Source organism: Bifidobacterium thermophilum (assembly GCF_002846655.1).
Taxonomy (GTDB): Bacteria; Actinomycetota; Actinomycetes; order Actinomycetales; family Bifidobacteriaceae; genus Bifidobacterium; species Bifidobacterium thermophilum.
In genome coordinates this window covers 128,803-155,010 of sequence record NZ_PCGX01000010.1, presented here as the reverse complement: position 1 = coordinate 155,010, position 26,208 = coordinate 128,803, and the positions used below count along the sequence as shown (strand labels likewise).

The following is a 26,208-nucleotide window of genomic DNA, read 5'->3' as shown; positions in this document are numbered from 1 at the left end:
CAAAACCGATACCGACACGCGGGACAAACCCCGCACAACCAGATACGCTCGAAATCAGCGTATGAAAGGAACAACAATCATGTCCGTCGCATCATTCGAACAGTCCGCCAAGGATTTCGCCGCAACCAAGCTCGCCACGCGCGCCATCCACGCCGGCCAGGAGCCTGACCCGATCACCGGCGCCGTCGTCACGCCGATTTACATGACCTCGACCTTCAAGCAGGATGGTGTCGGCGGTCTGCGCAACGGCTACGATTACAGCCGTTCCATCAACCCGACGCGTGATTCCTTCGACGCCCAGCTCGCAGCCATCGAAGGCGCCAAGTATGCGCTCGCCTTCTCATCCGGCCTGGCGGCGATCGACGTGCTGCTGCGCTCCACCTTGAAGCCCGGCGACAGCGTTCTGCTGGGCAATGATGTGTACGGCGGCACCTACCGTTTGCTGTCCAAGGTGTTCGTGCCGTGGGGTGTGAATCTTGACGTGGTCGATATCACCGACACCTCGGCGGTGAGCGCCGCGCTTGAATCCAAGCATTACGAGTGGATTTGGGTGGAGACGCCGAGCAACCCGCTGCTCAACATCACCGATATCGCGGCGACGTCCGCGGTCGCGCATGCGCACGGCACGAAGGTCGCGGTGGACAACACCTTCGCATCCCCGGTGCTGCAGCATCCGCTCGATGATGGCGCCGACGTGGTGGTCTACTCGACGACCAAGTACATCGGCGGCCATTCCGACGTGGTCGGCGGCGCGGTCGTGCTCAACGACGAGGAGCTTCGCGACAAGGTCGGATTCCTGCAGAATTCCGCGGGCGCTGTGCCTTCCCCGTTTGATTCCTGGCTTGACATCCGCGGCCTGAAGACGCTGGATTTGCGCGTCAAGCAGCATAGCCGCAACGCGCTCAAGGTGGCCGAGTGGTTCGAAGGCAAGCCGCAGATCGAACGCGTGTGGTATCCGGGTCTCGAATCGCATCCGGGTCATGAAATCGCCGCGCGCCAGATGCACGGCGGCTTCGGCGGCATGGTTTCCGTCCAGTTCAAGGGCGGGCTTGAGGCGGCCAAGCGGTTCGCCGCGGCTACGAAGATCTTCACGCTCGCTGAATCGCTTGGCGGCGTGGAATCCCTGATCGAGCTACCGGCGGCCATGACCCACGCCTCGGTGTCCGGGACGACGCTTGAGGTTCCGGCGAACTTGGTGCGTCTGTCCGTGGGCATTGAGGATGCAGATGATCTGATTGCCGACCTCGATCAGGCGCTTGAGCAGGCCTGACCGGAAGAGAAAATAAGAAGAAGCTGGATGGATGCCGGATACTTGGGCGTCGGCATCCGTCAGGGGGACGTGATGATGGGCGTCCGGAGCGATGATGGCGCTCCGGACGCCCATCGTTGTTGCTTGCCGGTCGTTCTTTGTTGCCGTCGTGGGGGGCGCCGGTGGTGTTGTCGGTCGGTGGCTTGAAGCCGGCTATCTGCCCGCGGTGCGGCTGCGTGGGCGCACGACGGGCAGAAAAGTCGCCAGTTCCGTCGCGCAGGATAGACTCGGGGGATATGACGGCAGGGAATTCGGCGATAGGCATCACGCGCGCGACGGGTATGGCAGATTCGACGGGTATGGCAGCTTCGACAGGTGTGTCAAGAATGATGGGCAACTCTCGCGGGAACACGGGAGGCGAAACGCCTGCACCGGCGTCGGCGCTCGCCGCGCTGAAACAGTATTTCGGCTACGATTCGTTCCGTCCCGGCCAATCCGGACTCGTCACCGCAATCCTTCAACGCCGTGACGTACTCGGAGTCATGCCCACCGGCGCGGGAAAATCCATCTGCTACCAGATCCCCGCCACCCTGCTGCCGGGCCTGACCATCGTCATCTCCCCATTGATTTCCCTGATGCGCGACCAAGTGGATGCGCTCCAAGACGCGGGCATTCCCGCGGCGTACGTCAACACCACGCAAAGCCCTGACGAGCAGGACGCCGTGCTCACCCAAGCTGCCCAAGGCAAGATTCGCATGCTGTATGTTGCCCCGGAACGTTTGGAAACCGGGCGATTCCGCGATTTTGCCGTACACGCGCGCATCTCGCTGGTCACGGTGGACGAGGCGCATTGCGTTTCGCAGTGGGGGCAGGATTTCCGCTCTTCATACTTGGGTATTGGCGAGTTCATCGACGCGCTTCCGGTTAGACCGATTGTCGCCGCGTTCACCGCGACCGCAACAGGCAAAGTGCGTCGCGACATCGTTTCGCTGATTCATCTGCGTAACCCGTTGGTCACCGTCACTGGATTCGACCGTCCAAACCTCTATTTCGACGTCATCCGGATGGAAACCAAACGCAAAACCGCATGGATTGCGCAATACGTGGCGACGCACCCCGGAGAATCCGGCATCGTGTACTGTGCCACTCGCAAGGAGACCGAAGCGGTGGCAGCCGCGCTCAACCATGCGGTTCCAAGCCTCATGGCGGCATCCGGAACACATGGCGACGCGGAGGCCCCAGCAGGCTTGTCGGACGGCCCGATTGCCGCTGCCTACCATGGTGGCATGGCGCCGGAAGACCGGTCGCGCACTCAGCGGGATTTCGTCACCGACCGCGTGCCGGTCGTCGTGGCCACGAACGCGTTCGGTATGGGCATCGACAAATCCGACGTGCGTTATGTGATTCACCACAATATGCCCGAAAGCATCGAAGCATACTATCAAGAGGCCGGTCGCGCCGGGCGTGACGGCGAACCCAGTCGGTGCACGCTCCTGTGGAATGACAGCGATATCGTCACCCGCCGGCGTCTGCTTGACTTGAACGGTGACAACGAGCGCCTCGACCCTGAGGAGCAGCAAATCGTCCGTGCCTCGAAACGTCGCCTGTTGGATGGGATGATTGGCTACTGCCGCACCACGCACTGCCTGCATGACTATATGGTCAGGTATTTCGCCGACCCCGAAACCGAGCAGGGGCCGGCAAACTTGATTGCGTCCAACGGTCCGGCTCAGCCGGAGGGCCCGACCGCAAAATGCGGGAACTGCTCGAACTGCGAAGGCAATTTCGAGACACTCGACGTTACGGACACCGCGCGGGCGATCAGCCGGTGCGTCCACGATTTGGGGCAGAGCTACGGCATGGGCAAGATCGTGGCGGTCCTGCGTGGTTCCAAGGCCCAGGATTTGCTCAATCGCGGCCTCGATAAGGTGCCGAGCTACGGCATGCTGGGCAGTGTCCCCGAAGCGCGGATCCGCGATGTGCTCAACCAGATGAGCGTTGACGGTTTCCTCGCGATCACCGAAGGCCGGTTACCTATCGTCCAATTCGGGCCGCTCGCAGCGCAGACAGTCGCCCCTGATTTTCATTACGAAATCAAGCGTATCCAACGGCAAACGAGTGGGCGTTCGCGTGCTGCGGGTGCGACTGGCGGCGCGCTCGGCCAGGGCGCTACGGCCATGCAAGCGCAGGATGCCGCGGAATTCACCGAGGCGGACGAACAGCTGTTCCAACGGTTGCGCGCCTTGCGCCGCAGCATCGCGCAGGAAATCGGCAAGCCGCCGTATATCGTGTTCTCCGACCGTTCGTTGCGTGACATGGTTCGGCTCAAACCTTCCAATGATCAGGAATTCCTTGAAGTCAGCGGGGTGGGGGAGAACAAGTTGCGCCAGTATGGTGCGAAGTTCATGGAAGCCATCACGCAAGATCGGTCGTGACACGCCGGCGAGCCTCCCACACCCTGCGGCTCGGCGGCGATAGCATGGACCGTGTCGTCATTGAAGACGATAGCGACGGCGAAGACGACACCGGTACCGGCGGGTGCCGCGGAATATGGCCATTGCGTTATTCCGCCTGCACGTACGCACGATCGGGGCCCAACGCACGCCCGAAAAGCAAGGAGGCTGACATGATGGACCGTCATCTCAGGGAACTGCTCAACGACCAGTTCAACAAGGAGCTCTATTCCGCCTATCTGTATATGGATTTCACGGATTATTATCACAATCGTGGCCTGCACGGCTTCGGCAACTGGTACGACGTGCAGGTGCAGGAGGAACGCGACCATGCGATGCTTATGCGCGCATGGATGCTCAAGCGCGGCGAAACCATTGAGCTGCTGCCGATTGCAAAACCCGACAAAACCATTACAGACGATGCCGATCCGCTGCATTTCGCGCTCGCTCATGAACAGTATGTCACCGGGCTGATCCATACGCTGCACGATGCCACAGAGGCGGCCGGGGACACAGACAGCGCGAAGTTCCTCGATTGGTTCGTCAAAGAGCAGGTCGAGGAAGAGGAGAACGCGACCTCGATGATCGAGCGGTACGACAAGGCTGTCGCCGACGGGACGCTCGAAGCGCTGGACACCGAGCTGAAAGGCCGTCGTTGGAAGGCCCCGTCGCTGCACGTGGACATCTTTTGACCGGTTTGAGCAGCGCAGCGCCTCTCGTCGAGCCGGCTGCTGCCAGCAAAATCCGCCGCCGAAGCGCATGCCGTCCGCGCCGCGCTAGCCGGGCATAGCTTTTTTCTATGTCCTATACGCTCTCGCCCGCGGCGGCATACATCCGGGCGGGCTAGACTAGGCATCGAAAGCGGGTGGTCCGCCGTGTGCAACGCAGGCCACCCCGGCATCGAGGAGGTACTATGAGCGATGAATCCAAGCCCACGCAGGACGGCAAGCCGGTTGTCGAAAGCTTCCAGCTTGATCACACGAAGGTGAAGGCGCCGTACGTGCGCTACATCGACACCGAAACCGGACCGAACGGCGATGTGATCTCGAATTACGACCTGCGGCTGGTCCAGCCCAATGAGAACGCCATTCCGACCGCCGGTCTGCACACCATCGAGCACACCATCGCGGTGCTGCTGCGCGAACGCATCCCGGGGTATATCGACTGCTCGCCGTTCGGCTGCCGTACCGGATTCCATCTGCTGACCTGGGGCACGCACAGCACGGAGGATGTTGCGCGTGCGCTCAAGGAATCCTTGGAATTCATCGCCTACAAGGCAACTTGGGACGATGTGCCGGCGACCACGATCGAAAGCTGCGGCAACTACCGTGACCACAGCCTGTTCACCGCGAAGGAATGGTGCAAGGACATCTTGGCGAAGGGCATCAGCTCCGATCCGTTCGAACGCAAGGTGGTCTGAGCGCGGCGATTCGCGTCGCAATACGTGTACGGTAACGGCGGGGTGCTTCACGGACGGTGACGCACCCCGCCGTCGTGCTATCAGCCGGGGCGCTGGATTCGTTTGCCTTGCGATGTGCGCGCCGTGCCACAGATGCTGTGGTACTTGCCGTGGTAGGGTGGAGCAGGTTATCTACGGCAGGAGACAGACAATATGGTTGCACGGCGATTTAGGCACGCCACCATGCGCGATTTTCCGGTGATGGAGCAGAACTACGAGCGCGCCCGTGAGCTGATGGCCCGCAATGGGAACCCCACCCAATGGGGGCATACCTTCCCGAAGCCGGAAGTCGTGCAGGATGATATCATGCGTCATCGCAGCATCCTGCTGGTTGACGGCAGCGGCGCCAATGAGCGGATTCTCGCGCAATTTGCGGCTTGTACGGGCGAAGACCCGACCTATCAGACCATCGATGGGCAGTGGCTTGACGATGATGCCTACGTGACCATCCACCGCATCGCTTCGTCCGGTCTGATCCGCCATGCGGCGCGGGAATGCCTGGAATGGGCGCTCAAACAGTACGGCAACGTTCGTGCGGACACCCATCCGAACAACAAAGCCATGCAGCACGTTCTTGAAACCTGTGGGTTCACGCGGTGTGGGCTGATCCAGCTCATCGACCGGCCGACCGACACCACGCGGATTGCCTACCAGCGCCACGAATGGTGAACGGCTGAATGCTGGCCGGTAGGCGATAATACGATGCCGCCGATTGCGGAGAAGCAACCGGCGGCATAACGGTATCTGGTGTGGCGCTGAATTCAACGCAATTTGCAATACCGGCAGGATCTTAGGATTCGAAGGACACCAAGCTGTCGGGGGCATCGGCGTTGTCACTGGCCTGATCGCCGCCGGCAATACCGGACTGCGCCGCCGAAACGCCGCCTTCCGCCACACCGAGCTTCGAGTGCTTGCGGCCGTACGCGAAATACACGATCAAACCGAGTGCGAACCAGACCACGAACCGCACCCAAGTCTCCCAATTGAGGCCGGCGATCAGGACGCAGCAGAACACAATCGCCAGGATCGGCGTGACCGGAACACCAGGGGCGCGGAAGCCGCGATGGGCGTCCGGCTGGGTCTTGCGCATCCACAGCACGCCCGCCGACACGATGATGAACGCGGACAGCGTGCCGATATTCACCAGTTCGAACAGGATGTTGATGTTGATGAACCCGCCGGCGATCGCCGTGAGAATGCCGAAGAACCACGTGCCCTTGAACGGCGTGTGGTACTTCTTGTTGACCTCGCCGAAGAACTTCGGGAACAGGCCGTCACGGCTCATCGCATAGCAGATGCGCGACTGGCCGTACAGCTGGACGAGCATCACCGTGGTCATGCCGATCAGCGCGCCCAGATTTACAACGAAGGCGAGCCAGTTGAGCCCGGTGGCGAGAATCACGCCGGCGACCGGGGCGTCCACAAACTTCGCGAATTCAGGGTATTTGACGATGCCTGTCATGATAAGCGTCATGATGACATACAGCACGGTCGAGATGATTAGCGAATACAGGATGCCGCGCGGCAGGGTCTTGTTCGGTTCGACCGTTTCCTCCGCGGACGAGGACACTGCGTCAAAGCCGATGAAGCTGAAGAACACGATTGAAGCCGCGGGAATGATGCCCATCGGCTTGGTCGAACCCGGCTGGAAGGTGTACCAGCCGTACGGGGAGAACGGTTTCCAGTTCGCCGGGTTGACATACCACACCGTGCATACGATGAACAGCACGATGATTGCGAGTTTGATCATCACCATGATGTCGTTCGTGCGTTTCGTCTGGTTGATACCGATGGACAGCACCCACGTGATCAGCAGCACGACAATGAATCCGGGCAGGTTGAAATAGGTTGTGACCCCCGGCGTGGTGCCGTATGCCGCGGTCAGTTCGACCGGCAGGTGGATGCCGAAGCCTTCCAAGAGCTTGTTGAAATACCCGCTCCATCCGGCGGAGACGGTCGCCGCCTGGAGTGCGTATTCAAGAATCAGATCCCAACCAATCATGAAGGCGATGATTTCGCCGAACGCCACATACGCGTACGAGTAGGCGGAACCGCTGACTGGCACCATCGATGCGAATTCTGCGTAGCACAGGCCGGCGAACCCGCAGCATACCGCGGCCAGCAGGAAGGACACACACAATGCCGGGCCGGCGGTCAGCGCTCCCTTGCCGGTGAGCACGAAGATGCCGGTGCCGATAATCGCGCCGATGCCGAGCATCGTCAAATCGAAGGTTTTCAGCGTCCGTTTGAGCGGCGTGGCCTGCGCGACCATGCTTTCGACGGATTTCTTACGTAGCAGGTTCATGAATTCTCTTCCGATAACGCGACGGGACAGGCGCCGCGACGAATGATCCGGAATCGGGGCGGGGAAACAGAATTCCCCATGATTCGCATTGCCTTCTCTTTTATAACCGTCGCGCCCGACGCGCCGGGGCGATGACGCGAAGGGTTCCACGATGTGGACAGGGAACCGCCGGGGAGGAAACGCGTGCGACGAATGTTACCTCCCTGCGCAACAATGGGAGCATGACTTTGAGTGCAGTTCCAGCATGGCAGTTTTCCTCAGCGCAGGGCGAGGCGAATTATCAGGCCGCGTTGCGTCAATATCCGGCGCAGGCGATCGTCGACCTCGCGGCGATGCGCGACAATATGAGGCATTTGGTGTCCGTGGTCGGTGGCCCCCAGTCCGGCACCGCGGTGATGGGCGTCGTCAAGGCGGATGCGTACGGGCATGGGTTGATTCCGTCCGCCCTCGCCGCGCTCGCGGGAGGCGCCACATGGCTCGGCACCGCGCAATCGCATGAGGCGCTGCTGCTGCGCAAGGCCGGAATCGGCCCGGACCGTTGCCACATTCTTACGTGGGTGTACAACGGCACGCAGGTCCCGTTCGATGAGCTGATCGCCAACGATATCGACGTTTCTGTCGGCTCTCTCGCTGGCATCGATGCGCTCGCCGCGGCCGCACGTAAGGTGGGGCGTCCGGCGCGCGTCCATGTGAAAGTCGATTCCGGGTTTGGCCGCAATGGCTTCACTCCGCAGGGCTTCGGCGCGGCGCTCGATAAGCTGGTGCCGCTTGCCAAGGAAGGTGTGCTCGATATCATCGGCCAGTGGAGCCACCTGGCGGTCGCCGATTCGCCGGATGTTCCGGAATTCGTCGACGCGACCGACCAGCAGGTCGCCACCTTCAACGAGTTCACTCAGCGGATGTGCGCAGCTGGAATCGCGCCGAAAATCAGACATCTGGCCAATACCGCAGCCACGCTCGACCGCCCGCAGATCCATTTCGAACTCACCCGGCCGGGCGTCGGCCTGTACGGCTATGAGCCCGATCCGGCGATGGGCACGCCGCAGACCTACCGTTTGAAGCCGGCCATGACTCTGCAGGCGCAGCTTGGCACGGTCAAGGACGTGGAATCCGGTCACGGCATCTCCTACGGCCGCACCTATCTGACGCCGCAGGCCACGAGCACCGCGATCGTGCCGGTCGGATACGCTGACGGCATTCACCGTTCCGCATCCGGATTCGATATGCAAGGCGCCAAACACATCACCAAGCTTGGCGGCCCGGTGCGTGTCATGACCGGACAAGGGCCGAAGCTGTTGCGCGTCTCCGGGCGTGTGTGCATGGACCAGTTCATCCTCGACCTGCACGGCAGCGCGGCGGAAATGGGCGTCCATGAGGGCGACACCGTTGAACTATTCGGTCCGGGCAGGGGAGAGGACTACGCTGAACCGACCGCGGACGACTGGGCACGCGCGGCGGACACCATCAGCTACGAGATCTTCACTTGCCTGCGCAACCGCATCCCGCGCCTGTATCTGCACGCGCCCGAGGTGCTGCCCCCTGAGGATTTGGCGAAACTCGATCCGGCGAGCATCCTGTAATCAGGGCCGAAGCGGGAAGCGAGGCGGTTTCAGGTGGCATGGCGTGCGACGCCTGTCAGGCCGCCCCGCTTGACCGCTTGAGTACTTGATTGCTTGACTGTTTGGGTGCTTCGGCGGCGGGGTGTCGTCGGTTGTGTCGGCTGCTGCTGCGGCTATTGACTGCTGGTCGGCGCTGTCTGCGGCGGGTTGTCGAACCGTAATCGGCGATATGCGTCTGGAATGTCAGCGCTGGAATGCGCGACGGGGAGACGGGAAAGGGCGGATATGACGACTACAGCCGACGGCGAACGTGTGCTCACCACTGAAGGGTATTGCGCGGCGGACGAAGAGCGCTGGGCGCCTGAACCGCCGAAATCCCCGTCGCGCACGGCGTTCCAGCGCGACCGGGCGAGACTGATTCATTCGTCCGCGCTGCGCAGGCTGGGCGGTAAAAGCCAGATTCTGGTCGCAGGAACCGACGATTTCGCTCGCACGCGATTGACGCATACGCTCGAAGTCGCGCAAATCGGCCGGCAAATCGGCGCTCTGCTCGGCTGCGATCCCGACGTTGTCGATTGCGCGTGCCTCGCACACGACCTAGGGCATCCACCATTCGGACACAACGGTGAACGCGCGTTGGCGGCAATCGCCAAAGACATCGGTGGATTCGAAGGTAACGCGCAGACCTTGCGATTGCTGACGCGACTGGAGCCGAAAATATTCCTTCCCGACGGGCGGTCCGCCGGAGTCAATCTGACGCGCGCTGCATTGGACGCCGCGGTGAAATACCCGTGGACGCTTCGCGAGGCGGCCGCTCACCCTAAAGGGGAGCGTAGCGTGAAATTCGGCGTCTACCCAGACGATGAGCCGGTGTTCCATTGGCTCAAGCAGGGGGCGCCCGAGGCCAGTACGCCGATGGAATGCCAAGTGATGGACCTATCTGACGACATCGCCTATAGCGTGCATGATATTGAGGATGCGATTGCGACCGGCACACTGAATCCGGTGGCGCTCGCGGATAATCGCACGGTGGACCGGGTGGTCGAATCGGCGCGCGCATGGTATGGGCGGCAGTGGGACCCGGACCTTCTGCTGGCGGCGGTGCTCCGGCTGCGTGACGGACAACTTCTGCCGATTCGTTTCGATGGTTCCCGGCAGGCGTTGACGCAGTTGAAGAACATGACCAGCGCGTTGATCGGCCGTTTCGCCGGATCGGTGGAATCGGCCACACGGCAACGGTATGGTACCGGGCCGTTGACCCGGTACGCGGCGCATGTGGTGGTGCCTGACCGGACACGCTATGAGATTCTGGCGCTTAAGGGGATGTCCGTGTATTTCGTCATGGCTCCCCGCGAACGTGAGCCGTTCCATGAGCAAGAGCAGCGAATTGTCACCGATTTGGTGGATGTGCTTATGGCTGACTCGCCGAGGCCGAGCGACGCTCTGGAGACGGTGTTCCTCGATGACTGGCGGCAGGCGTCGAATGATGACGAACGGCTGCGCGTGGCTATCGACCAGGTGGCGAGCCTGACGGACGGGTCGGCGGCGACCTTGCATTCGATTCTGTGCTGAGCGCCGACTCGGACACGCGGTGTCGCGGCGGTCTGCCGGCGCCGGCGGTATCTGCCTGTAGTGCGACATCGCGGTCGCACGGCACGCTGTTCTCTGGCGGCGCACGCCGCTGAACAGCCCTCAGGCTAGCATGGAACCTATGCCCGGGATGATCAAGAAAGAAGACGTTGAGAAGGTGCGCGCCGCCGCGGACTTGTACGATATCGTATCCGCGTCTGTCACGCTCAAGCCTTCGGGCACCGGCACCTATGTCGGCCTGTGCCCCTTCCATGACGAAAAAACCCCGAGTTTCAATGTCCGCCCGTCCCTAGGCGTCTGGCACTGCTTTGGTTGCGGTCTGGGCGGTGACGTTTTCGGCTTCGTGGAGCACCAGGAGAACATCGACTTCCGCGAGGCGGTCGAATTGCTCGCCGACAAATACCACATCGAACTGCATTACGACCAAGGCTCACGCCAAGGCGAACACACTGGGTCGAAACGCGCGCGTCTGCTTGAAGCGAACGAGGAAGCCCAACGCTTCTTCACCTCGCAGATCATGAGCAAGGAGGCACTCGCCGCACGCAAACTGCTCGGCGGACGCAATTTCAGCCAGGCCGATTGCGAGCGCTTCGGCTGCGGCTACGCCCCGCAAGGCTGGGACAATCTCGTGCGGCATTTGGCAGACAAAGGCTTCACCCAGCAGGAGATGCTGGATGCCGGACTCGCCCGTCGCGGCCAGCATGGCGTTTACGACTATTTTCGAGGCCGGGCCACATGGCCAATCCGCGATTCGACCGGTCGCACGCTCGGCTTCGGCGCGCGCAAACTGTATGATGACGACACCATCGCGGCGAAGTACATCAATACGCCGGATACGCAGCTGTACCGCAAAACGCAGGTGCTTTACGGCATTGACCTGGCGAAATCATCGATTGTGAAGCACCGCCAGGCGGTGATTGTCGAGGGGTATACGGATGTCATGGCCTGTCATCTGGCGGGTATCGACACGGCGGTCGCCACATGCGGCACCGCGTTCGGCGCGGAACACGCGAAAATCATCCGCCGCTTGATTGCGGACGATTCGCTGGGCGCCGTCCAGCTGGTCGGGCCGCTTAAGGTCGAAGGGCAGTCGCTCAGTTCGCGTGTCGTCTTCACGTTCGACGGCGACGCGGCAGGACAGAAGGCCGCGTTGCACGCGTTCGGGTTGGATTCTTCATTCCTGTCGCAGACTTTCGTCGCCGTGGCCGACGACAATCTCGATCCGTGTGATCTGCGAATCCAGCGCGGCAACGAGGCGGTGCGCGCACTGATTGACAGCGCCCGTCCGCTCTACGATTTCGTTATCGACACGGCGATCGACCGCTTCGACACCCAGTACACCACCGGGCAGATGGGGGCGGTCAAGGCCGCCGCACCGCTGATTGCGCAGATCCGCGACCGCTCGCTGCTTGACTTGTACACGCGCAAGGCGACCCGGCGCATCGGCATCGACCTTGATATCATGCAGCGCGAGGTCAGGCAGGCCAGACGGCAGTACAACGTGCGCGACGAAGACGCCTACGCGCCCCGCCGACGCCAGCAGGTGCGTATCGAGGAGCGTGCTGACCGCGATGACCCGTACGCGAATCCGGCTCGCAGGCGGGAGCTTGAGCATCACGATGCCGCCAACCAGACGTATTTCCACATCGACGACGCGGTGTTCATCTGTGAGCAGCAGTTCATGGCGACGCTCATCCAGATTCCGCGTGCGATCGACCGCGAATGGTTTGCCCAGTTGACTCTGGCAAATTTCATGACCCCGGTGTTCCGCACGCTGTTCCAGGCGATTGCGGCTGCCGGCGGATTGCCGACGGATGACACCCCGCAAGGCTTGTGGATGCACAATCTAACCAAGGCGGGCGGCCCGATGCTCCAATCGGTGATTGACGAGCTTGCCGTGATGCCGTTGCCGTTGCCGACCCCGCCGAACCAACAGTCGGCGCCTGGTGCAGGTGAGGGACAAGGCGCCGGTGTCGCCGGAGCGCCCGGCGTCGCCGACGTCCAGCTGCGGGAGCCGACCCAGGGGGAGCGCCAGTATGCGTCCGAACTGTTGGCCCGTCTGCTTGATATCGGTTACATGCGCAGAATCGGCGCGGCCAGACGCCGTATGGCCCAGCTGCCGGACGGCGAGGAGAAAATCGCGCTGCTCGGCAGCATCACCACGCTTGAAACCGCGCGCAAGGACCTTCAGGCGCAGGTGTACAACAACACGGTCGGGTAGCCTGAGGCAGAACGACGCTCCTTACGCGTCGTATTCCCCGCTCGGCCCGATTGTCAGCGCGTCATCATGCGTGCGCCCGCTGTGGATGGCCTCGTTCATCGCACGGATTTCGTCCATATCCACCGCATATGCCTTGCCGTCCAGCTCCTTGACCGGAACCACCCAGCCGCCGTGCGTCATATACAACGCGTCCGCATCCCGCAGCTCGTCAACCGGCAGCTTGCGGTACGCGGTCCGCTTGCCTTCCTCAAGTGCCCACGCGAACAGTTCGCGTTGCGATGTACCGTTGAGGATACCGATGCGCGGGTCGGGCGTGACGTACGTATCCCCGTATCGTGCGACGATGCTGCTGTTGGGGCATTCCAACGTATACCCGTCGGTTGTGGTGGTGACCGCGTCGCCGACCCCGCGGCGGTCGCATTCCCGGTGCATCGCCTGATTAACCGCATAACTCAGGGTTTTCGCGCCGTTGAGCAGCCACGGCGCTTTCGACGTGATATCCGACGGATATCCGCGGGTGAGCGTCGCCATGGTAATCGGCTCGATGCTGTGCCCGGCGCCCACGCCGTCAAGGAATATCCACACGCTCGGCAGCAATGGGCCGTTGCCTGAACGTTCCGCTTCAACCCCGATGCCCGTGGTCGGGTCTAGCCCGCGCGAGACGAGAATGCGGAGCATCGGCGCTTCTTCGGCCCCGTCGTAGGCGTCGATCACCCCTTGACAGGCGTCGGTGAACGCGTCGACATCAGGTTCTGGCATATCCACCAGTGCGGCGGAATGGGCGAGCCGTTTGAGATGGTTTTCCAAGGATACGGGGAATCCGTTGTAGACCGTGGTCGCCTCGAAGATCCCGTCGCCGCGCAATACGCTCAAGTCAAAGGCTGAAGCGCAATCATCATGCGCGTCAATGATGGTGACCGCGTCCCCGCCGCCGATATCCAACCCCTTGAACAATACCGATGCGTTTCCTACCCCGAGTACGACTGCGCTCATGGAATGACTCCTCTCGTGTTTGCTTGCCGTGATGGCCTTGGCGGTCTCGCGGCCCTGCCGCCGGTGTGCCCCGCGGCCGACGCGTCGTGGCTGAGCCACCGAGTCGTTGAACGAGCCTCACGTTATTCCGCGCGTATTTCACGGATCGCACGGGCGGGGCATGCTCGTAATCCGCTGGTCACAGGTTGGTGATCTTCCTCGTTGTTGCGTGAAATCAGGGTTTAACGCGCCGAACTTAGCGTGTGGACGAAAGGGAGGTTCCTATGGGTTCGTTGATGTCCGGGGTTGCGCCGGTTGAACACAATACGCAAGGTATTGCGCCCGTACTGGACGCGAATACGGCGCCACAAGAGGCGCGTGAGGCGTTCCGCCACGGCGTGGTGCGCCCGACCTGCGGCATCGCCCGCGGTTTCGCCCAGGCGAATATGATCGCGTTGCCGCGTGAATACGCGTTTGATTTCCTGCTATTCACCCAACGCAACCCCAAGCCCTGCCCAATCCTTGAAGTCCTCGATCCCGGCAATCCCAAGCCCTCCATCGCCGCCGGCAGTGACATCCGCACGGATATTCCGCTGTACCGCGTGTGGGAACACGGCAAGCTGGTGGACACGTGCAGCGACATCACCGATATCTGGGCACAGCATGACAATCTGGTCACCTTCCTGATTGGATGCAGTTTCACCTTCGAATTCCCGTTGATGGAGGCCGGTATTCCGGTGCATCATATCGAGGCGGGACGTAACGTGCCGATGTATGACACGTCGATCCCTTGCAAGCCCGCGGGGCGGTTCAGCTCGACGATGGTGGTGTCGATGCGCGGCATCCAACCGGACCGGATTGCGGACGCCGTGCGGATCTCTGGCTACTATCCGAGCGTTCACGGGGCGCCCGTATGGGTGGGCGAGCCCGAAGGCATCGGGATTCCGGATTTGCAGCACCCCGATTATGGGGACCCGCCGATTATGAAGGACGGTGACATCCCCGTGTTCTGGGCGTGCGGGGTGACCCCGCAGGCGGCGGTGATGGCGTCGCAACCGTCGTTCGCAATCACGCACGCGCCCGGGCACATGTTCCTCACGGATATTCCCGACCGCAGTTTCATGGTGTGACTCGCGTCGGTGCAAATACATCAATACCGATGGCGTGCGATGCGGAAGATATGAGATATCGAAAAGCAGAAAACAGCGGGAGCGGGGAACAACAATGACGGGAATAGACCTCAACAGCGATATGGGCGAAAGCTTCGGCCGGTGGACGCTCGGCGACGACACGGCGCTGCTCGGCGTGGTATCGAGCGCGAATGTGGCGTGCGGCTTCCATGCGGGCGACCCGGCTGGAATGCTGCGCACGGTCGGCTACGCGGCGGCGCACGGCGTAACAGTCGGTGCGCATGTGGCGTACCGCGATCTTGCCGGGTTCGGCCGGCGGTATGTCGATGAGACGCCTGAAGATCTCGCCGCCGACGTCATATACCAGATTGGCGCGTTGGAAGGGATCGCGGCGGCAACTGGAACACAAGTGAAGTATGTCAAACCGCATGGGGCGCTGTACAACCGGATTGCGATTGACGAACGGCATGCCGCAGCCGTGGTCGAGGCAATCAAGGCCGTTGATCCGTCGCTCGCCTTGCTCACCCTGCCCGGTTCGGTGGTCGGCCGGCTTGCCGAGGATGCGGGACTTCGCGTATTCCGTGAGGCGTTTGCCGACCGCGCCTACACGCCGGACGGTCATCTGGTCTCGCGGCGCGAGCCGGGCGCGGTCATCACCGACCCGGAACAGGTGACCGCACGGGTGCTGCGCATGGTTGAGGACGGTACGGTGACGGCGATTGACGGCAACATTGTCCGACTGCATGCGGATTCGGTGTGCGTACACGGCGATTCGCCGGGGGCGGTTGCCATGGCGACAGTGGTGCGCAAAGCGTTGGAACATGCCGGGATTGCAGTACGGTCGTTTTCGGCAGGTGATGGCTCGTCATCATCAGTGTCCACGAAAGTCGCGAAATCATGAGACGGATATTGCCGGCAGGGCAGGACGCGCTGCTCGTGGAAACCGGGGATTTGCGCCATGCACTCGGCCTGTATCATGCGCTGAACGCGGCGATGGAGGATGCCGTTTCGGCAAACGTGTCGGCAGGGGAATCCGTCGCTTCGCTGGCGCCGGCACGACAGTTCGCTGCGATCACCGAGCTTGTTCCAGCCGCGCAGACCGTGCTCGTGCGATTCGATCCGCGCAAGACTCGTCCAGCTTCGCTCGCCGAAGCGATTATGACGCTGCCCGATACACCCGATGAGGCTCAAGAGCATCGGACGGTGACCGTGCCCGTCATCTACGATGGCGAGGATCTTGAGGCCGTGGCACAGCTGCTTGGTATCAGCGCCGACGAGGTGGTCGCCCGGCATACCGGCACCCCGTGGACGGCCGCATTCGGCGGATTCGCCCCAGGATTCACATATTTGGTGGACGGGGACCTGATTTTCGACGTACCGCGCCGCACGACACCACGGTTGGTCGTGCCCTCGGGCGCGGTCGGACTCGCCGGGCGGTTCAGCGGTGTCTACCCGCGCGAAAGCTCGGGCGGATGGCAGCTGATTGGGCACACGGCGATGCCGATGTGGGATGTGCACGCCGACCCGCCTGCCGCCATCATGCCCGGCGACCGTGTGACGTTCCACGCCGAGCGCAATCAGGCAATCATGACTGATATTGCGTGCCAACGCCGGACGTCGCCGGACCGCGATATCCGGGCGAATGCCGGGAACTCCGGTAGCGGTTCAGATTCAACGGCACACGTCCACGGCTTACGTGTGGACCGCCCCGGCCTGCTTGCCCTGTTCGAAGACGAGGGCCGGCACGCCTCGGCCATGGGCGTCGCCGGATCGGGGGCATGCGATATGCCCGCCTACCGCCTGGCCAACATGCTTGTCGGCAATCCGCCCGGTGCGCCCGCCATCGAACTGACCGCCGGCGATGCCGCGTTCACCGCGATCGGAAGCGTGGTGGTCGCCGTTGCGGGAGCCCCGGTCGATTTGTGTATCACCGGGAACGCCACGTCAGGTGCCGATCCGGGCCACACGACCATCCGGCAAAGCCTGCACCGGCAGGAAGCCATCATCCTCCACGACGGCGAAACCCTGACCATAGGCGTGCCGCGCGCGGGATTACGTGATTATCTCGCCATTCGAGGAGGATTCATAGCCCCGATGACGCTCGGCAGCGCTTCGCTGGACACCATGTCCGGCATCGGACCGGCTCCCTTGGCCGCAGGCGACACGCTCATCGCTGGAACCCCCGATCCGTCACGAAGCGTTGGGCGGCCGTGCGAATGGAACGGGCACCTGCCAACCGGCACCATGCACCATGCCGGTCCGGAGGCAATCGGCAGCGCCAATCATCCAGTCTGGCTCGATGTCATGCTCGGCCCGCATGACGACTGGTTCACGCCGGCCGCCATCGGCACGCTTTTCGACACCGCATGGCAGATCACCGCACAATCCAACCGTACCGGGTTGAGGCTCAACGGCCCGCAGCCCCTGGAACGCGAAAATACGCGGGAACTGCCCAGTGAAGGCATGGTCCCCGGTTCGCTTGAAGTGCCCGGAAGCGGGCAGCCCGTGCTGTTCCTGCGCGACCAGCCGGTCACCGGCGGTTACCCGGTCATCGCCGTACTGACACTTGATGCGCTCGCATTGGCGGCGCAACTGCCGCCGGGCGCGTCCGTCCGGTTCCGCAAAGCCGGGGAAGGTGCGATGGCGGCATCGGGAGGTCAAGACGTATCCCATCCCGATGAACACGATGGAAAGGAGTCCCGATGAAGCGCATTCTGGTCGCCAATCGCGGGGAAATTGCCGTACGGATTATCCACGCCTGCCATGATCTGGGTCTGGAAGCGGTCGCCGTCTACGCGGATGATGACGCCGACGCGCTGTTCGTCCAGCTCGCCGATGAGGCCATCGCCCTGCATGGGGTGACGCCGGCGGAAACCTACCTGAACATCCCGACATTGCTCAAGGCGGCGGCAAGCGGACATGCGGATGCTGTTCATCCGGGGTACGGATTCCTATCAGAGAACGCCGTTTTCTCGCAGGCAGTCCAGGATGCCGGGTTGACATGGATCGGCCCATCACCGCAGACCATCCGCATGTTGGGGGACAAAGTCGAAGCACGTGCCGTCGCTGCGAAAGTCGGCGCACCCATGGCCCCGGGCACCACGCAACCGGTCAAGGACGCGCAAGAAGCCGCCGCATTCGCGCGTCAACACGGTCTGCCGATTGTCATCAAAGCAGTGCACGGCGGGGGAGGCCGCGGCATGAAAGTCGTGCGCGACCTCGCCGATGTCGAACCCGCCTTCGAATCCGCCGTCCACGAGGCCGAAGTCGCGTTCGGCAACGGGGAGTGTTTCATCGAACGGTTCCTCGACCACCCGCGTCACGTCGAAGTTCAGGTGCTCGGCGACACGTATGGCGGGGTCATCGCCGTCGGTACTAGGGACTGCTCGCTCCAGCGGCGCAACCAGAAGCTTATCGAGGAGGCTCCGGCGCCCTTCCTGCCCGGCAGCATCACGCAACGGCTTGAGGATGCGGCTGTGGCGATCTGCTCCGAAGTCGGGTACGTGGGTGCTGGAACCGTGGAATTCCTCGTGGCCCCGGACGGCACGCTCTCGTTCATGGAAGTCAACACGCGTATCCAAGTCGAACACCCGGTCACCGAAATGACCAGTGGTATCGACCTGGTGGCCTGGCAGCTGCGTATCGCCGCGGGCGCGTCAATCGCCGCGCTCAAGCCGGCGCATGACGGGCATGCGATGGAATTTCGTCTCAATGCGGAAGACCCGTCGCTCGGATTCGCGCCATTCCCCGGGCGCATCACAGCGCTGAGGGCGCCCAGCGGGCCGGGCATACGCTTCGATACCGGCGTGCAAACCGGTTCGATTGTCTCCGACCATTTCGATTCCATGCTCGCCAAACTCATTGTGCACGCCACCACGCGCGAGGAATGTATACAACGGGCGCGGCGGGCGCTCGCCGAACTGCGCATCGACGGTGTGCCCACGGTCGTACCCTTCGACCGGGCGGTGCTAGCCGACCCTGATTTCACGGCGGAACACGGGTTCCATATCTACACCCGGTGGATCGAGGAGGTGCTGCTCAAGCGGCTTGACCCCGAACAGCTCAAGCCTGATGGGATGTCGGCACGTTTCGATGACGCCGATACCGGGTTGCATCGTACCTGGATTGAATGGGATGGCCGCCGCGTGAATGTCGGTTTGCCGGCCGGTCTGGTCTCCTCGCTCGGGGCGGCGGGGGTGTCCGGCGATGGAACATCGCACGATGGCGGCGTGGGGGAGACGGCCGCGCGCGACGCCGGGGATATCCTCGCCTCGATCACTGGCACGGTGGCGCGCTGGCTGGTCGATGACGGCGCTGAAGTCGGCGCGGGCACGCCGGTTGTTGTGCTGGAAGCCATGAAGATGGAAATCCAGGTTACGGCCCCGATTGGCGGCGTGGTCCATATCGCCGCGCAGCCGGGCGACAGCGTGAGATCCGGAAGCGTGCTGGGACATATCGAATCGTGAGACAAGACGTGAGACAGATAGGCGAGACAGGCGAGACAGGCGAGGCGGACGAGACAGGCGTGACATACGGCGTTCGGCCGATTTGACCGGCCGTGCGCTGGTAGGAGAGGAGTGGATATGACGGAAACGATGCAATACAACCAAGCAGGACATGCCAATCGGCAATCGGATACGTTCCATACCGGCCGTGGTAGTGCGGCGCACCATGGCGGTATCGGCCCTGCCGCCCGCATCGCAAGCTGGCGGTGGAAACCTCGCGTCGCGCACATCCAGAATGCCGCTGCGGCGGATGTAGGCCGGGGCAGCGAAACCATGATGACCTTCGCGCGCGGCGACCTGTTCCATGCCGCTCGGTGGCTTAAATCCGGCGGCCACAAGGCCATGGTCGTCACCGGGTTCTACATTCCACAGGCCGAGCAGCCCGCCGCCGAATCGGATGGTCCCGCCGGGGCGGTCGAGCTGTGTGAGGCTCTGCGGGCCATCGGTTCGGATGCCTGGCTGGTCAGCGATGAGCCGTGCGAGCCGGTCATCCGCGCAGGGGCCTCGTCGCGGCTGCCCGAAGACCACGTGGCCATCGCGCCTGCGGATGCGCAACACTTCGACCAGTGGATTGACGCGATGCGCGGGCTTGTCGATCATCATGGCATCGACACCGTCATCTACATCGAGCGCGTCGGGCCTGCGCGCGACGGGAACCCGCGCAATATGCGGGGGTTTGACATCGACCGGTGGACCGCCCCGCTCAGCCGGCTCACCAGGTTGGGATTGCATGTGATTGGCATCGGCGACGGCGGCAATGAGATTGGCATGGGCAGGCTTGATTCCATCGTCATCGAGGATGTCGTCGAGCATGGCGAGCGTATCGCCTGCACGGTTCCCGCGGACGAGCTGATTGTCTCCGGCACGTCAAACTGGGGCGGTCACGCGCTGGTGTGCGCGATGTACGCGATGGGCTGCCGGCGGGCGGCACCGCTGCTCGATGTCGCGTGGCATCGGTCCGTGCTGGCGGATGTTGCGCGCGCCGGCGGGCTTGACGGGGTCACGATGCGCAACACCCCGACGGTCGACGGCCTGAGCGAGGATCGCTACTACCGTCAGATCCGCATGATGTCCGACATCGCCCGAGGGCGGCGTTAGAGGTGCTTGTTGCAGCAGATGCGGGGTTTCGGCTGCAAACGGTTGCACAATCCACGATGATGATCTGCTGCTGAATGCAGCGGTGTCCCGGTAGAGCGGGCACGACACCTTGTGCAGAAGCCATCGGCGGCGGTTGTTGTGCGGGTATGCTGGTGTGAACAGGCGGGCGGGCCCGCTGCCCATCAAGGTCGAGTTCGTGATAGGAGGCAAGTGATGCCAATTACTGCAAACAACGATGTTGCGGCGAAACGTCGTCTTCCACCCGTGACGGTTGAGGGGCTCCGGGCGATTGAGGTTTTTCGCGGAGAATGTGGCTATGTTTTCGCGAATATTGCGAAAACAGTCAATGATGGTCCGGTCATTTATACCATCCCCTATGGTTCTGTTGGCATCCCGGCGGCCGAGGCGACGGCGCAGTCGATTGGATCGGCCATTCAGGACATCGTGAGTTTTGACGATTCGCATGCGGGTCTGGTCACTGATGTTCTGACGGATGAGGCTTGGGATGATTTGAAGTATCGTTTGTCGGGAAAACGGAAGGGTCTGTGGAAGCTGTGTACGGTCAGGCGTGCATGGTGGGGTGACCCGAAGCCGTGGATCGCAGAGTGTGACGTGGTTTCTCTTCGTTGGAGTGGTGATGTGGATTCGAGGTTGAATGATGTGGGGACGGTGGTGTGTCCGTGTGATGCCGGCGTGGAGGAGCTTGGGGGGATGGTGTTGGAGTCGTACGCGCGGGTTGATGCGTGGTGCGCGCGCAACGGGCGGAACCCATACACGGGGATGCCGTGCCCGTTGCGCGAGGACCTGGGCGGCGATGGGGTGCTGGTGCTGACGCCGCCGGCGTATTTCCAGGAGGATTATGAGCCGGGCCCGGGGGTGGTGCGCGGGTATTACCATCACGTGGATGCGATGGAGTTGCCGCAGGAGCCCGGCTCCCGGTGGTACGGGGATTGGGTGCGTGGCCTGGACGCGTGGCTGTGCTGGCGCGTGGTGCCGGCCGGTGACGTGGATGGCCTGCTGGCGGCGTGGCAGGCCGCGCATGGCCGCGCTGTGGAGGCATCCTCGGCGGGATGCGAGGGGGAGCCGGGCGCTGGGTGCTTTTCGTCGCGCGGCGTGGTGTCGAACCGGTCGTGGGCGTCGTACTGGTTCCGCCGGGAGTTGGCGTCCGGTGATGTGCTGGAGCTGGTGCTGGACGTCAAGCAGCCCGGCCGCCGCAAGCGCCTGGCCGGCAAGGCGGTCAAGGCATGGGAGCGCTGCGCCCGCCACACCCAGCTCCTCCCACCAGACAGCGCTACGGGAACACAGGCATGATGCCAGTACGGTGCGGGCAGGACGGTGACGAGCATGAGGATGGGATGCCGGGTGTTGAAGGCGGTGATTTTCCTGCAGCTCCGGGGCTTGTCCTCGATGATTTCTGCTGGGTTGCCGTCAGACGTGGGCCGGGCGGGTATGTATTGCGCAATTATGTCTGTCTTCAAGGGGGTGGGATGACGGCGCTTGCCGATGGGGCTTCGTGTGTATTGCAGGCGGCCGAGGCGACGCCGCGCGCCCTTGGGTTGGCTGTTTGCAACATCATTGATTGGGACGTCGCCCATCGTGGCAGCCTTATTGCTCAGGGCGATCCACCGGGGTGGAAGGAGTTGTGCGAGCCGATCAGCAAAGGTGCCGCGAGATGGAATCATGCCATGGAGTGTCTTGTCTCGCAAACGTCCCAGGGTTTTCATCTCAGCGTTTCCGTGCCTTCATTGCGCGGGTGGGATACCGATAGCCGAGTCGGGGAGGGGGAGATGGATGTGGATTCTTTCGATCCTGAAGTACTGGGGCGCGCGTTATTGGACGTCTATGATCGGGTTGATGCGTGGTGTGCCCGTAATGGGCGTAACCCTCGAACAGGTATGCCGTGCCCGTTGCGTGAGAATCTGGGTGGCGATGGGGTGTTGGTGTTGACGCCGCCGGCGTATTTCGAAGAGGAGTACCACCATCACGGGCATGCCGTGATTCGTGAGTATTTCTATCATCCTGACGCGCATCTGCCTGTGGTTGAGGTGACTGGCGAAGAATGGCTCAATCATTGGAAAGATGGGATTGCTGCGTGGCTGTGCTGGCGCGTGGTGCCGGCTGGTGGTGTGGATGGTTTGTTGGGGGTGTGGCAGGCTGCGCATGGTCGTGCGGTGGAGGTGTCTTCGGTGGGGTGTGAGGGGGAGCCGGGTGTGGGGTGTTTTTCGTCGCGTGGTGTGGTGTCGAATCGGTCGTGGGCGTCGTATTGGTTTCGTCGGGAGCTGGCGTCCGGCAGCGTGTTGGAGTTGGTGTTGGATGTCAAGCAGCCCGGCCGCCGCAAGCGCCTGGCCGGCAAGGCGGTCAAGGTGTGGGAGCGTTGCGCCCGTCATACCCAACTCCTCCCGCCGGACGGCGCTGCGGGAACACAGGCATGATGGCGGCGGGAGTGCCGTCCTCACCCAGACCACACCCGCCGGAATCGTCGTAGTGTGACAGATCCGTGATTCTTGATTGCGGTGTCTTCGATGAGACCTTGCAGAAGTGCCATGTCGTGTTGTTTGTCTACACCGGTGGATGCCGGAATCTCAACATCTCGTGTTTCCGCCATGATTTCGCGAGATATCGAGAACAAAATCTGAATATCTCGCGTTCGATGGCCAAATCAGTGAGATGTTGAGATTCCCACACAGTGTTGTCGGTTCAACTCTGTCGAGCCGTACGGGGGATGGGCCGACCAGATCGGCGTGGCTTGGCGTGGGGGCGGTGGCTCAGTACTCGCGCATCTCCGGATTCCTGCACGTATGTATCCGCTCGGGCACAGGAAACCGGCAAGAGCGCCATAACCCATCCTGTCCGCCGCTGCGCATCGCGCCTCAAACAGCGTGGTGCCGCGTGCGACACGCACATGCATCATCCGCCCTGCGCTACCGGGAAAATCGTCTCATTTCGCCTACGATAGGAATCATGGTCACGGTAATGGTGGGTTCAGCGTCGCATCCGGTCAGTGACCGGCTGTATGGCGCGTTTCTTGAGGACATCAACATGTCGGTCGATGGCGGCCTGAATGCGAACGTGGTCAATAATTACAGCTTCGATGGCGTCTATCTCAAGCACCACAGCATGCGCGCCCGCGGAACGGACCGGTGGCGCACTCAGGCCGATCCGTTGCGTTTCTGGCAGTTCCATGGGGTTTCGGCGACGAGTTACGGCACCCAGACGCGCGACGAGCACGGGCAGCGTATTGAAACATCCTGCCCGGCGCCTCCGCTGCACCCCAACAGCAGATACGTGCGTGTGACCCTGCCTGCGGGGCGGCGTGGCGCGAATATTGAAAACCTTGGATACAACGGCGGCGGCAAGCATGCCGGGGAGTGCGCGATTGCCATCAGCCAGGGGCATCGTTACGATTTCAGTGTCTATGTGCGTCCGGTAGCCGGTGTGGTGACGCTCGCGGTGAGTGTCGTCAACGCTTCGGGAGCGGCGTTGACCGATTGCGTGGAACTGTCGTGCGGCGGCCCCGGTGATGCGGATGCGTCAAGCGCAAGTACCGTCGCTGCGAGGGCGTGTGATACGGATGACACTGCCCACTCCAACGGATGGGTTCGTCTGACATGCACGCTATCGGGTATGGCCTCGGGCCTGGGCAAGCTGCATATCGGCTTGGTTCCGGGCAATGGGCACCTTGGTGATTGCGGGTACGCCGGCGGTGGGGCAGATGCCGGCGAACAACGTGCCGACGGGGCGCGTGCCGACAGGGACGGGATGCATGCAGACGGGGTGCGTGCCGACGGGGTGCGCGCAGACGGGCATCATGCAGGGCGTGTGGCAACTGCGCCGACCGCTGTATCGATCGCTGCGCCGTCCATCTCGCAATCCGCCGTGCAACTCGCCGCGCCGGCCGCCTTGTCAGACACCGTTATCGATCTCGACTGCGTCAGCCTCATGGATGCGGACACCTGGGGTGCGGGCGACCCCAAATGGCGGTATGGCAGGTTCCGCCGCGACCTGGTCGAAGCTATCGCGGCGCTCAAACCCGCGTTCCTGCGGTTCCCCGGCGGCTGCATCACCGAAGGCGTCACGCCGGGCAACGAGTACCGTTGGAAAGACACGGTCGGCGCCTTGTACGCGCGTCGTCAGCAATACAATATGTGGGCCTTCCGCATGCCGGACGGCTCAAGCTATTCGCAAAGCTACCAGATCGGCTTCTACGAGTATTTCTGCCTGTGCGAGGATCTGGGCGCCAAGCCGCTGCCGACCCTGTTCGCGGGCATGACCTGCCAGTCGCCGTACCGAGACCCGCAGTCCATTCCTGTGGACAGCGATTATTTCCGCGATGTGGTGGTACAGGATTATCTCGATCTCATCGAATTCGCCAACGGCGATCCGGATGCCAGCCAGTGGGCGCGTGTTCGCCGCGATATGGGCCATCCGGCGCCGTTCGGCCTCGACATGATCGGTATCGGCAACGAGAATTACGGCGAAGGATATATGGAACGGTTCGATGCCATCGCCAAGGCGATTCACGAACACTATCCGTCGATTCTGTGTGTGATGAGCGCCGGACTGTTCCCGTACCCCTTCTCGATGCGCCGGGCGTGGAATCATGCGCGCGACATCGCTGCCGGGCGTGGCGAGATGCTGTTGGCATGCGATCCGCCGCTCGCCGGCAGCAGAGTCATCGTGGACGAGCACTCCTACCACACGCCTGAATGGTTCGCCTCGCAAGCCCGCCGATACGACAGGTATCCGCGTGATTCCGCCGGTGTGATGGTCGGGGAGTATTCGGCGAACGGGTATCTTGCGGGCCGCAAGCAGGACAACGCGCACGCCAACACATGGGCTTCCGCGCTCGGCGAGGCGGCGTTCCTCACGGGGTGCGAGCGCAACAGCGACGTGGTGCGCATGACATCGTATGCACCGCTTCTCGCGCGCGTGCCAGGCAAGGGATGGATGCAGAACCTCATCGAATTCGACGCGTGCACGGTTATGCCGACGCTCAACGCCGAAGTAGAGCAGCTGTTCGCCACGCATATCGGTCCGATGGCCTACGAGTGCGAATTGGGCGATGCCGGGCATACCCGTGCCGGTAAGGCGGCTGCGGGTCGGTTGTTCGCAAGCGCCACCGGCGATGAGTCGACCAGATTCATCAAGCTGGTCAATACCGGCGGCGATCGCATCGATGTCACGCTTGATATCTCCTTTGGCTTGCGGTCACTGGGCGCGCGGTCCCGCCGCGATTCGTGCCGATTGCGCGTGGTGCGTCTGTGTGCCGCGCCCGAGGCACGCAATGTGCTCGGGGCCGAGGGCGTGTCGCATCGGGCGGTGGAACGTCGTGAGGATACTTTCGCGATGGCCGGTCCGCCGGTGCGGTTCGCGTTGGGGCTGCCAGCGTATTCGGTCACGATGGTGACGGTGACGTTGTGACACGCGCGTGACGCGTGATGTTCCGGTCCGGCGGTGGCTGTCCGGCGGGCGCTGTCCGGTGTCTGTGCGAATCGTTGTGACACGCGCGTGACGCGTGCCGCCCTCCGCGTCGTTCTCTACCGACCGGTCGGCTTCGTTCGGGTGCGCGATTGGCGGCATTTCGGCAATACTGGTGTATTTGCCGCCGACATTTTCGACGATGGTCGGAGCAATCCGCGCGAACACGCCATCTTTGGCTTCAGCCTG

Annotated in this window: 18 protein-coding genes; 16 read left to right on the top strand and 2 right to left on the bottom strand. The window is 62.6% G+C overall.

Features of this window, described 5'->3' with window-relative positions:
* Window positions 1-79 precede the first annotated feature (79 nt).
* The 5 genes from CQR48_RS06145 (at window position 80) to CQR48_RS06125 (ending at window position 5,830) form a co-directional block, all read left to right on the top strand.
* The gene (locus CQR48_RS06145; RefSeq protein WP_101452355.1) at window positions 80-1,270 is read left to right on the top strand and encodes a cystathionine gamma-synthase; all 1,191 of its coding nucleotides are present in this window, start codon (window positions 80-82) and stop codon (window positions 1,268-1,270) included.
* A 368-nt stretch (window positions 1,271-1,638) separates the two neighbouring features.
* Window positions 1,639-3,684 (top strand): RecQ family ATP-dependent DNA helicase, encoded by a 2,046-nt coding sequence (locus tag CQR48_RS06140; RefSeq protein WP_101452354.1) that lies wholly within the window; start codon window positions 1,639-1,641, stop codon window positions 3,682-3,684.
* Window positions 3,685-3,875: 191 nt separating this feature from the next.
* Complete coding sequence (locus CQR48_RS06135) at window positions 3,876-4,394, top strand: ferritin (RefSeq protein ID WP_101452539.1); 519 nt, start codon at window positions 3,876-3,878, stop codon at window positions 4,392-4,394.
* Between the two features lie 221 nt (window positions 4,395-4,615).
* On the top strand, window positions 4,616-5,122 hold the full coding sequence (locus tag CQR48_RS06130) for an S-ribosylhomocysteine lyase (protein WP_015450757.1): 507 nt from the start codon (window positions 4,616-4,618) through the stop codon (window positions 5,120-5,122).
* Between the two features lie 222 nt (window positions 5,123-5,344).
* The gene (locus CQR48_RS06125; RefSeq protein ID WP_015450756.1) at window positions 5,345-5,830 is read left to right on the top strand and encodes a GNAT family N-acetyltransferase; all 486 of its coding nucleotides are present in this window, start codon (window positions 5,345-5,347) and stop codon (window positions 5,828-5,830) included.
* Between the two features lie 121 nt (window positions 5,831-5,951).
* Here CQR48_RS06125 and CQR48_RS06120 read toward each other — a convergent pair whose 3' ends face one another.
* Window positions 5,952-7,466, bottom strand: a complete 1,515-nt coding sequence (locus CQR48_RS06120) for an APC family permease (RefSeq protein WP_101452353.1) — start codon at window positions 7,464-7,466, stop codon at window positions 5,952-5,954.
* 221 nt (window positions 7,467-7,687) lie between these two features.
* Between CQR48_RS06120 and alr the strand changes: the two genes are divergently transcribed.
* The 3 genes from alr (at window position 7,688) to dnaG (ending at window position 12,836) form a co-directional block, all read left to right on the top strand.
* On the top strand, window positions 7,688-9,046 hold the full coding sequence (gene alr / locus CQR48_RS06115; protein WP_101452352.1) for an alanine racemase: 1,359 nt from the start codon (window positions 7,688-7,690) through the stop codon (window positions 9,044-9,046).
* 264 nt (window positions 9,047-9,310) lie between these two features.
* Window positions 9,311-10,597, top strand: coding sequence for a deoxyguanosinetriphosphate triphosphohydrolase (locus CQR48_RS06110; protein WP_101452351.1), 1,287 nt, complete (start codon window positions 9,311-9,313; stop codon window positions 10,595-10,597).
* A 139-nt stretch (window positions 10,598-10,736) separates the two neighbouring features.
* Entirely contained in the window at window positions 10,737-12,836 is a 2,100-nt protein-coding gene (gene dnaG, locus CQR48_RS06105; protein ID WP_033491914.1) for a DNA primase, read from the top strand.
* A 21-nt stretch (window positions 12,837-12,857) separates the two neighbouring features.
* Here dnaG and CQR48_RS06100 read toward each other — a convergent pair whose 3' ends face one another.
* Window positions 12,858-13,829, bottom strand: coding sequence for an aminodeoxychorismate lyase (locus tag CQR48_RS06100; protein ID WP_101452350.1), 972 nt, complete (start codon window positions 13,827-13,829; stop codon window positions 12,858-12,860).
* A 275-nt stretch (window positions 13,830-14,104) separates the two neighbouring features.
* On the opposite strand from CQR48_RS06100, the gene CQR48_RS06095 reads away from it, so the two are divergent.
* The 8 genes from CQR48_RS06095 (at window position 14,105) to CQR48_RS06060 (ending at window position 25,962) form a co-directional block, all read left to right on the top strand.
* A complete protein-coding gene (locus CQR48_RS06095; RefSeq protein ID WP_101452538.1) occupies window positions 14,105-14,938 on the top strand; it encodes a putative hydro-lyase in 834 nt (277 codons plus the stop codon).
* Between the two features lie 94 nt (window positions 14,939-15,032).
* Entirely contained in the window at window positions 15,033-15,839 is an 807-nt protein-coding gene (locus tag CQR48_RS06090; protein ID WP_101452349.1) for a LamB/YcsF family protein, read from the top strand.
* On the top strand, window positions 15,836-17,644 hold the full coding sequence (locus tag CQR48_RS06085; RefSeq protein ID WP_101452348.1) for a 5-oxoprolinase subunit B/C family protein: 1,809 nt from the start codon (window positions 15,836-15,838) through the stop codon (window positions 17,642-17,644). Before CQR48_RS06090 ends, CQR48_RS06085 begins: the two co-directional genes overlap by 4 nt.
* Entirely contained in the window at window positions 17,641-19,404 is a 1,764-nt protein-coding gene (locus CQR48_RS06080; RefSeq protein WP_101452347.1) for an acetyl/propionyl/methylcrotonyl-CoA carboxylase subunit alpha, read from the top strand. The genes CQR48_RS06085 and CQR48_RS06080 overlap by 4 nt, the downstream gene beginning before the upstream one ends.
* A gap of 117 nt (window positions 19,405-19,521) precedes the next feature.
* Window positions 19,522-20,541, top strand: coding sequence for a glutamate cyclase domain-containing protein (locus CQR48_RS06075; protein WP_244898955.1), 1,020 nt, complete (start codon window positions 19,522-19,524; stop codon window positions 20,539-20,541).
* A gap of 213 nt (window positions 20,542-20,754) precedes the next feature.
* A complete protein-coding gene (locus CQR48_RS06070; RefSeq protein WP_101452346.1) occupies window positions 20,755-21,852 on the top strand; it encodes a hypothetical protein in 1,098 nt (365 codons plus the stop codon).
* Window positions 21,853-22,028: 176 nt separating this feature from the next.
* A complete protein-coding gene (locus CQR48_RS06065; protein ID WP_101455159.1) occupies window positions 22,029-22,973 on the top strand; it encodes a hypothetical protein in 945 nt (314 codons plus the stop codon).
* Window positions 22,974-23,502: 529 nt separating this feature from the next.
* A complete protein-coding gene (locus CQR48_RS06060) occupies window positions 23,503-25,962 on the top strand; it encodes an alpha-L-arabinofuranosidase C-terminal domain-containing protein (protein WP_244898954.1) in 2,460 nt (819 codons plus the stop codon).
* The last annotated feature ends 246 nt before the right edge of the window (window positions 25,963-26,208 follow it).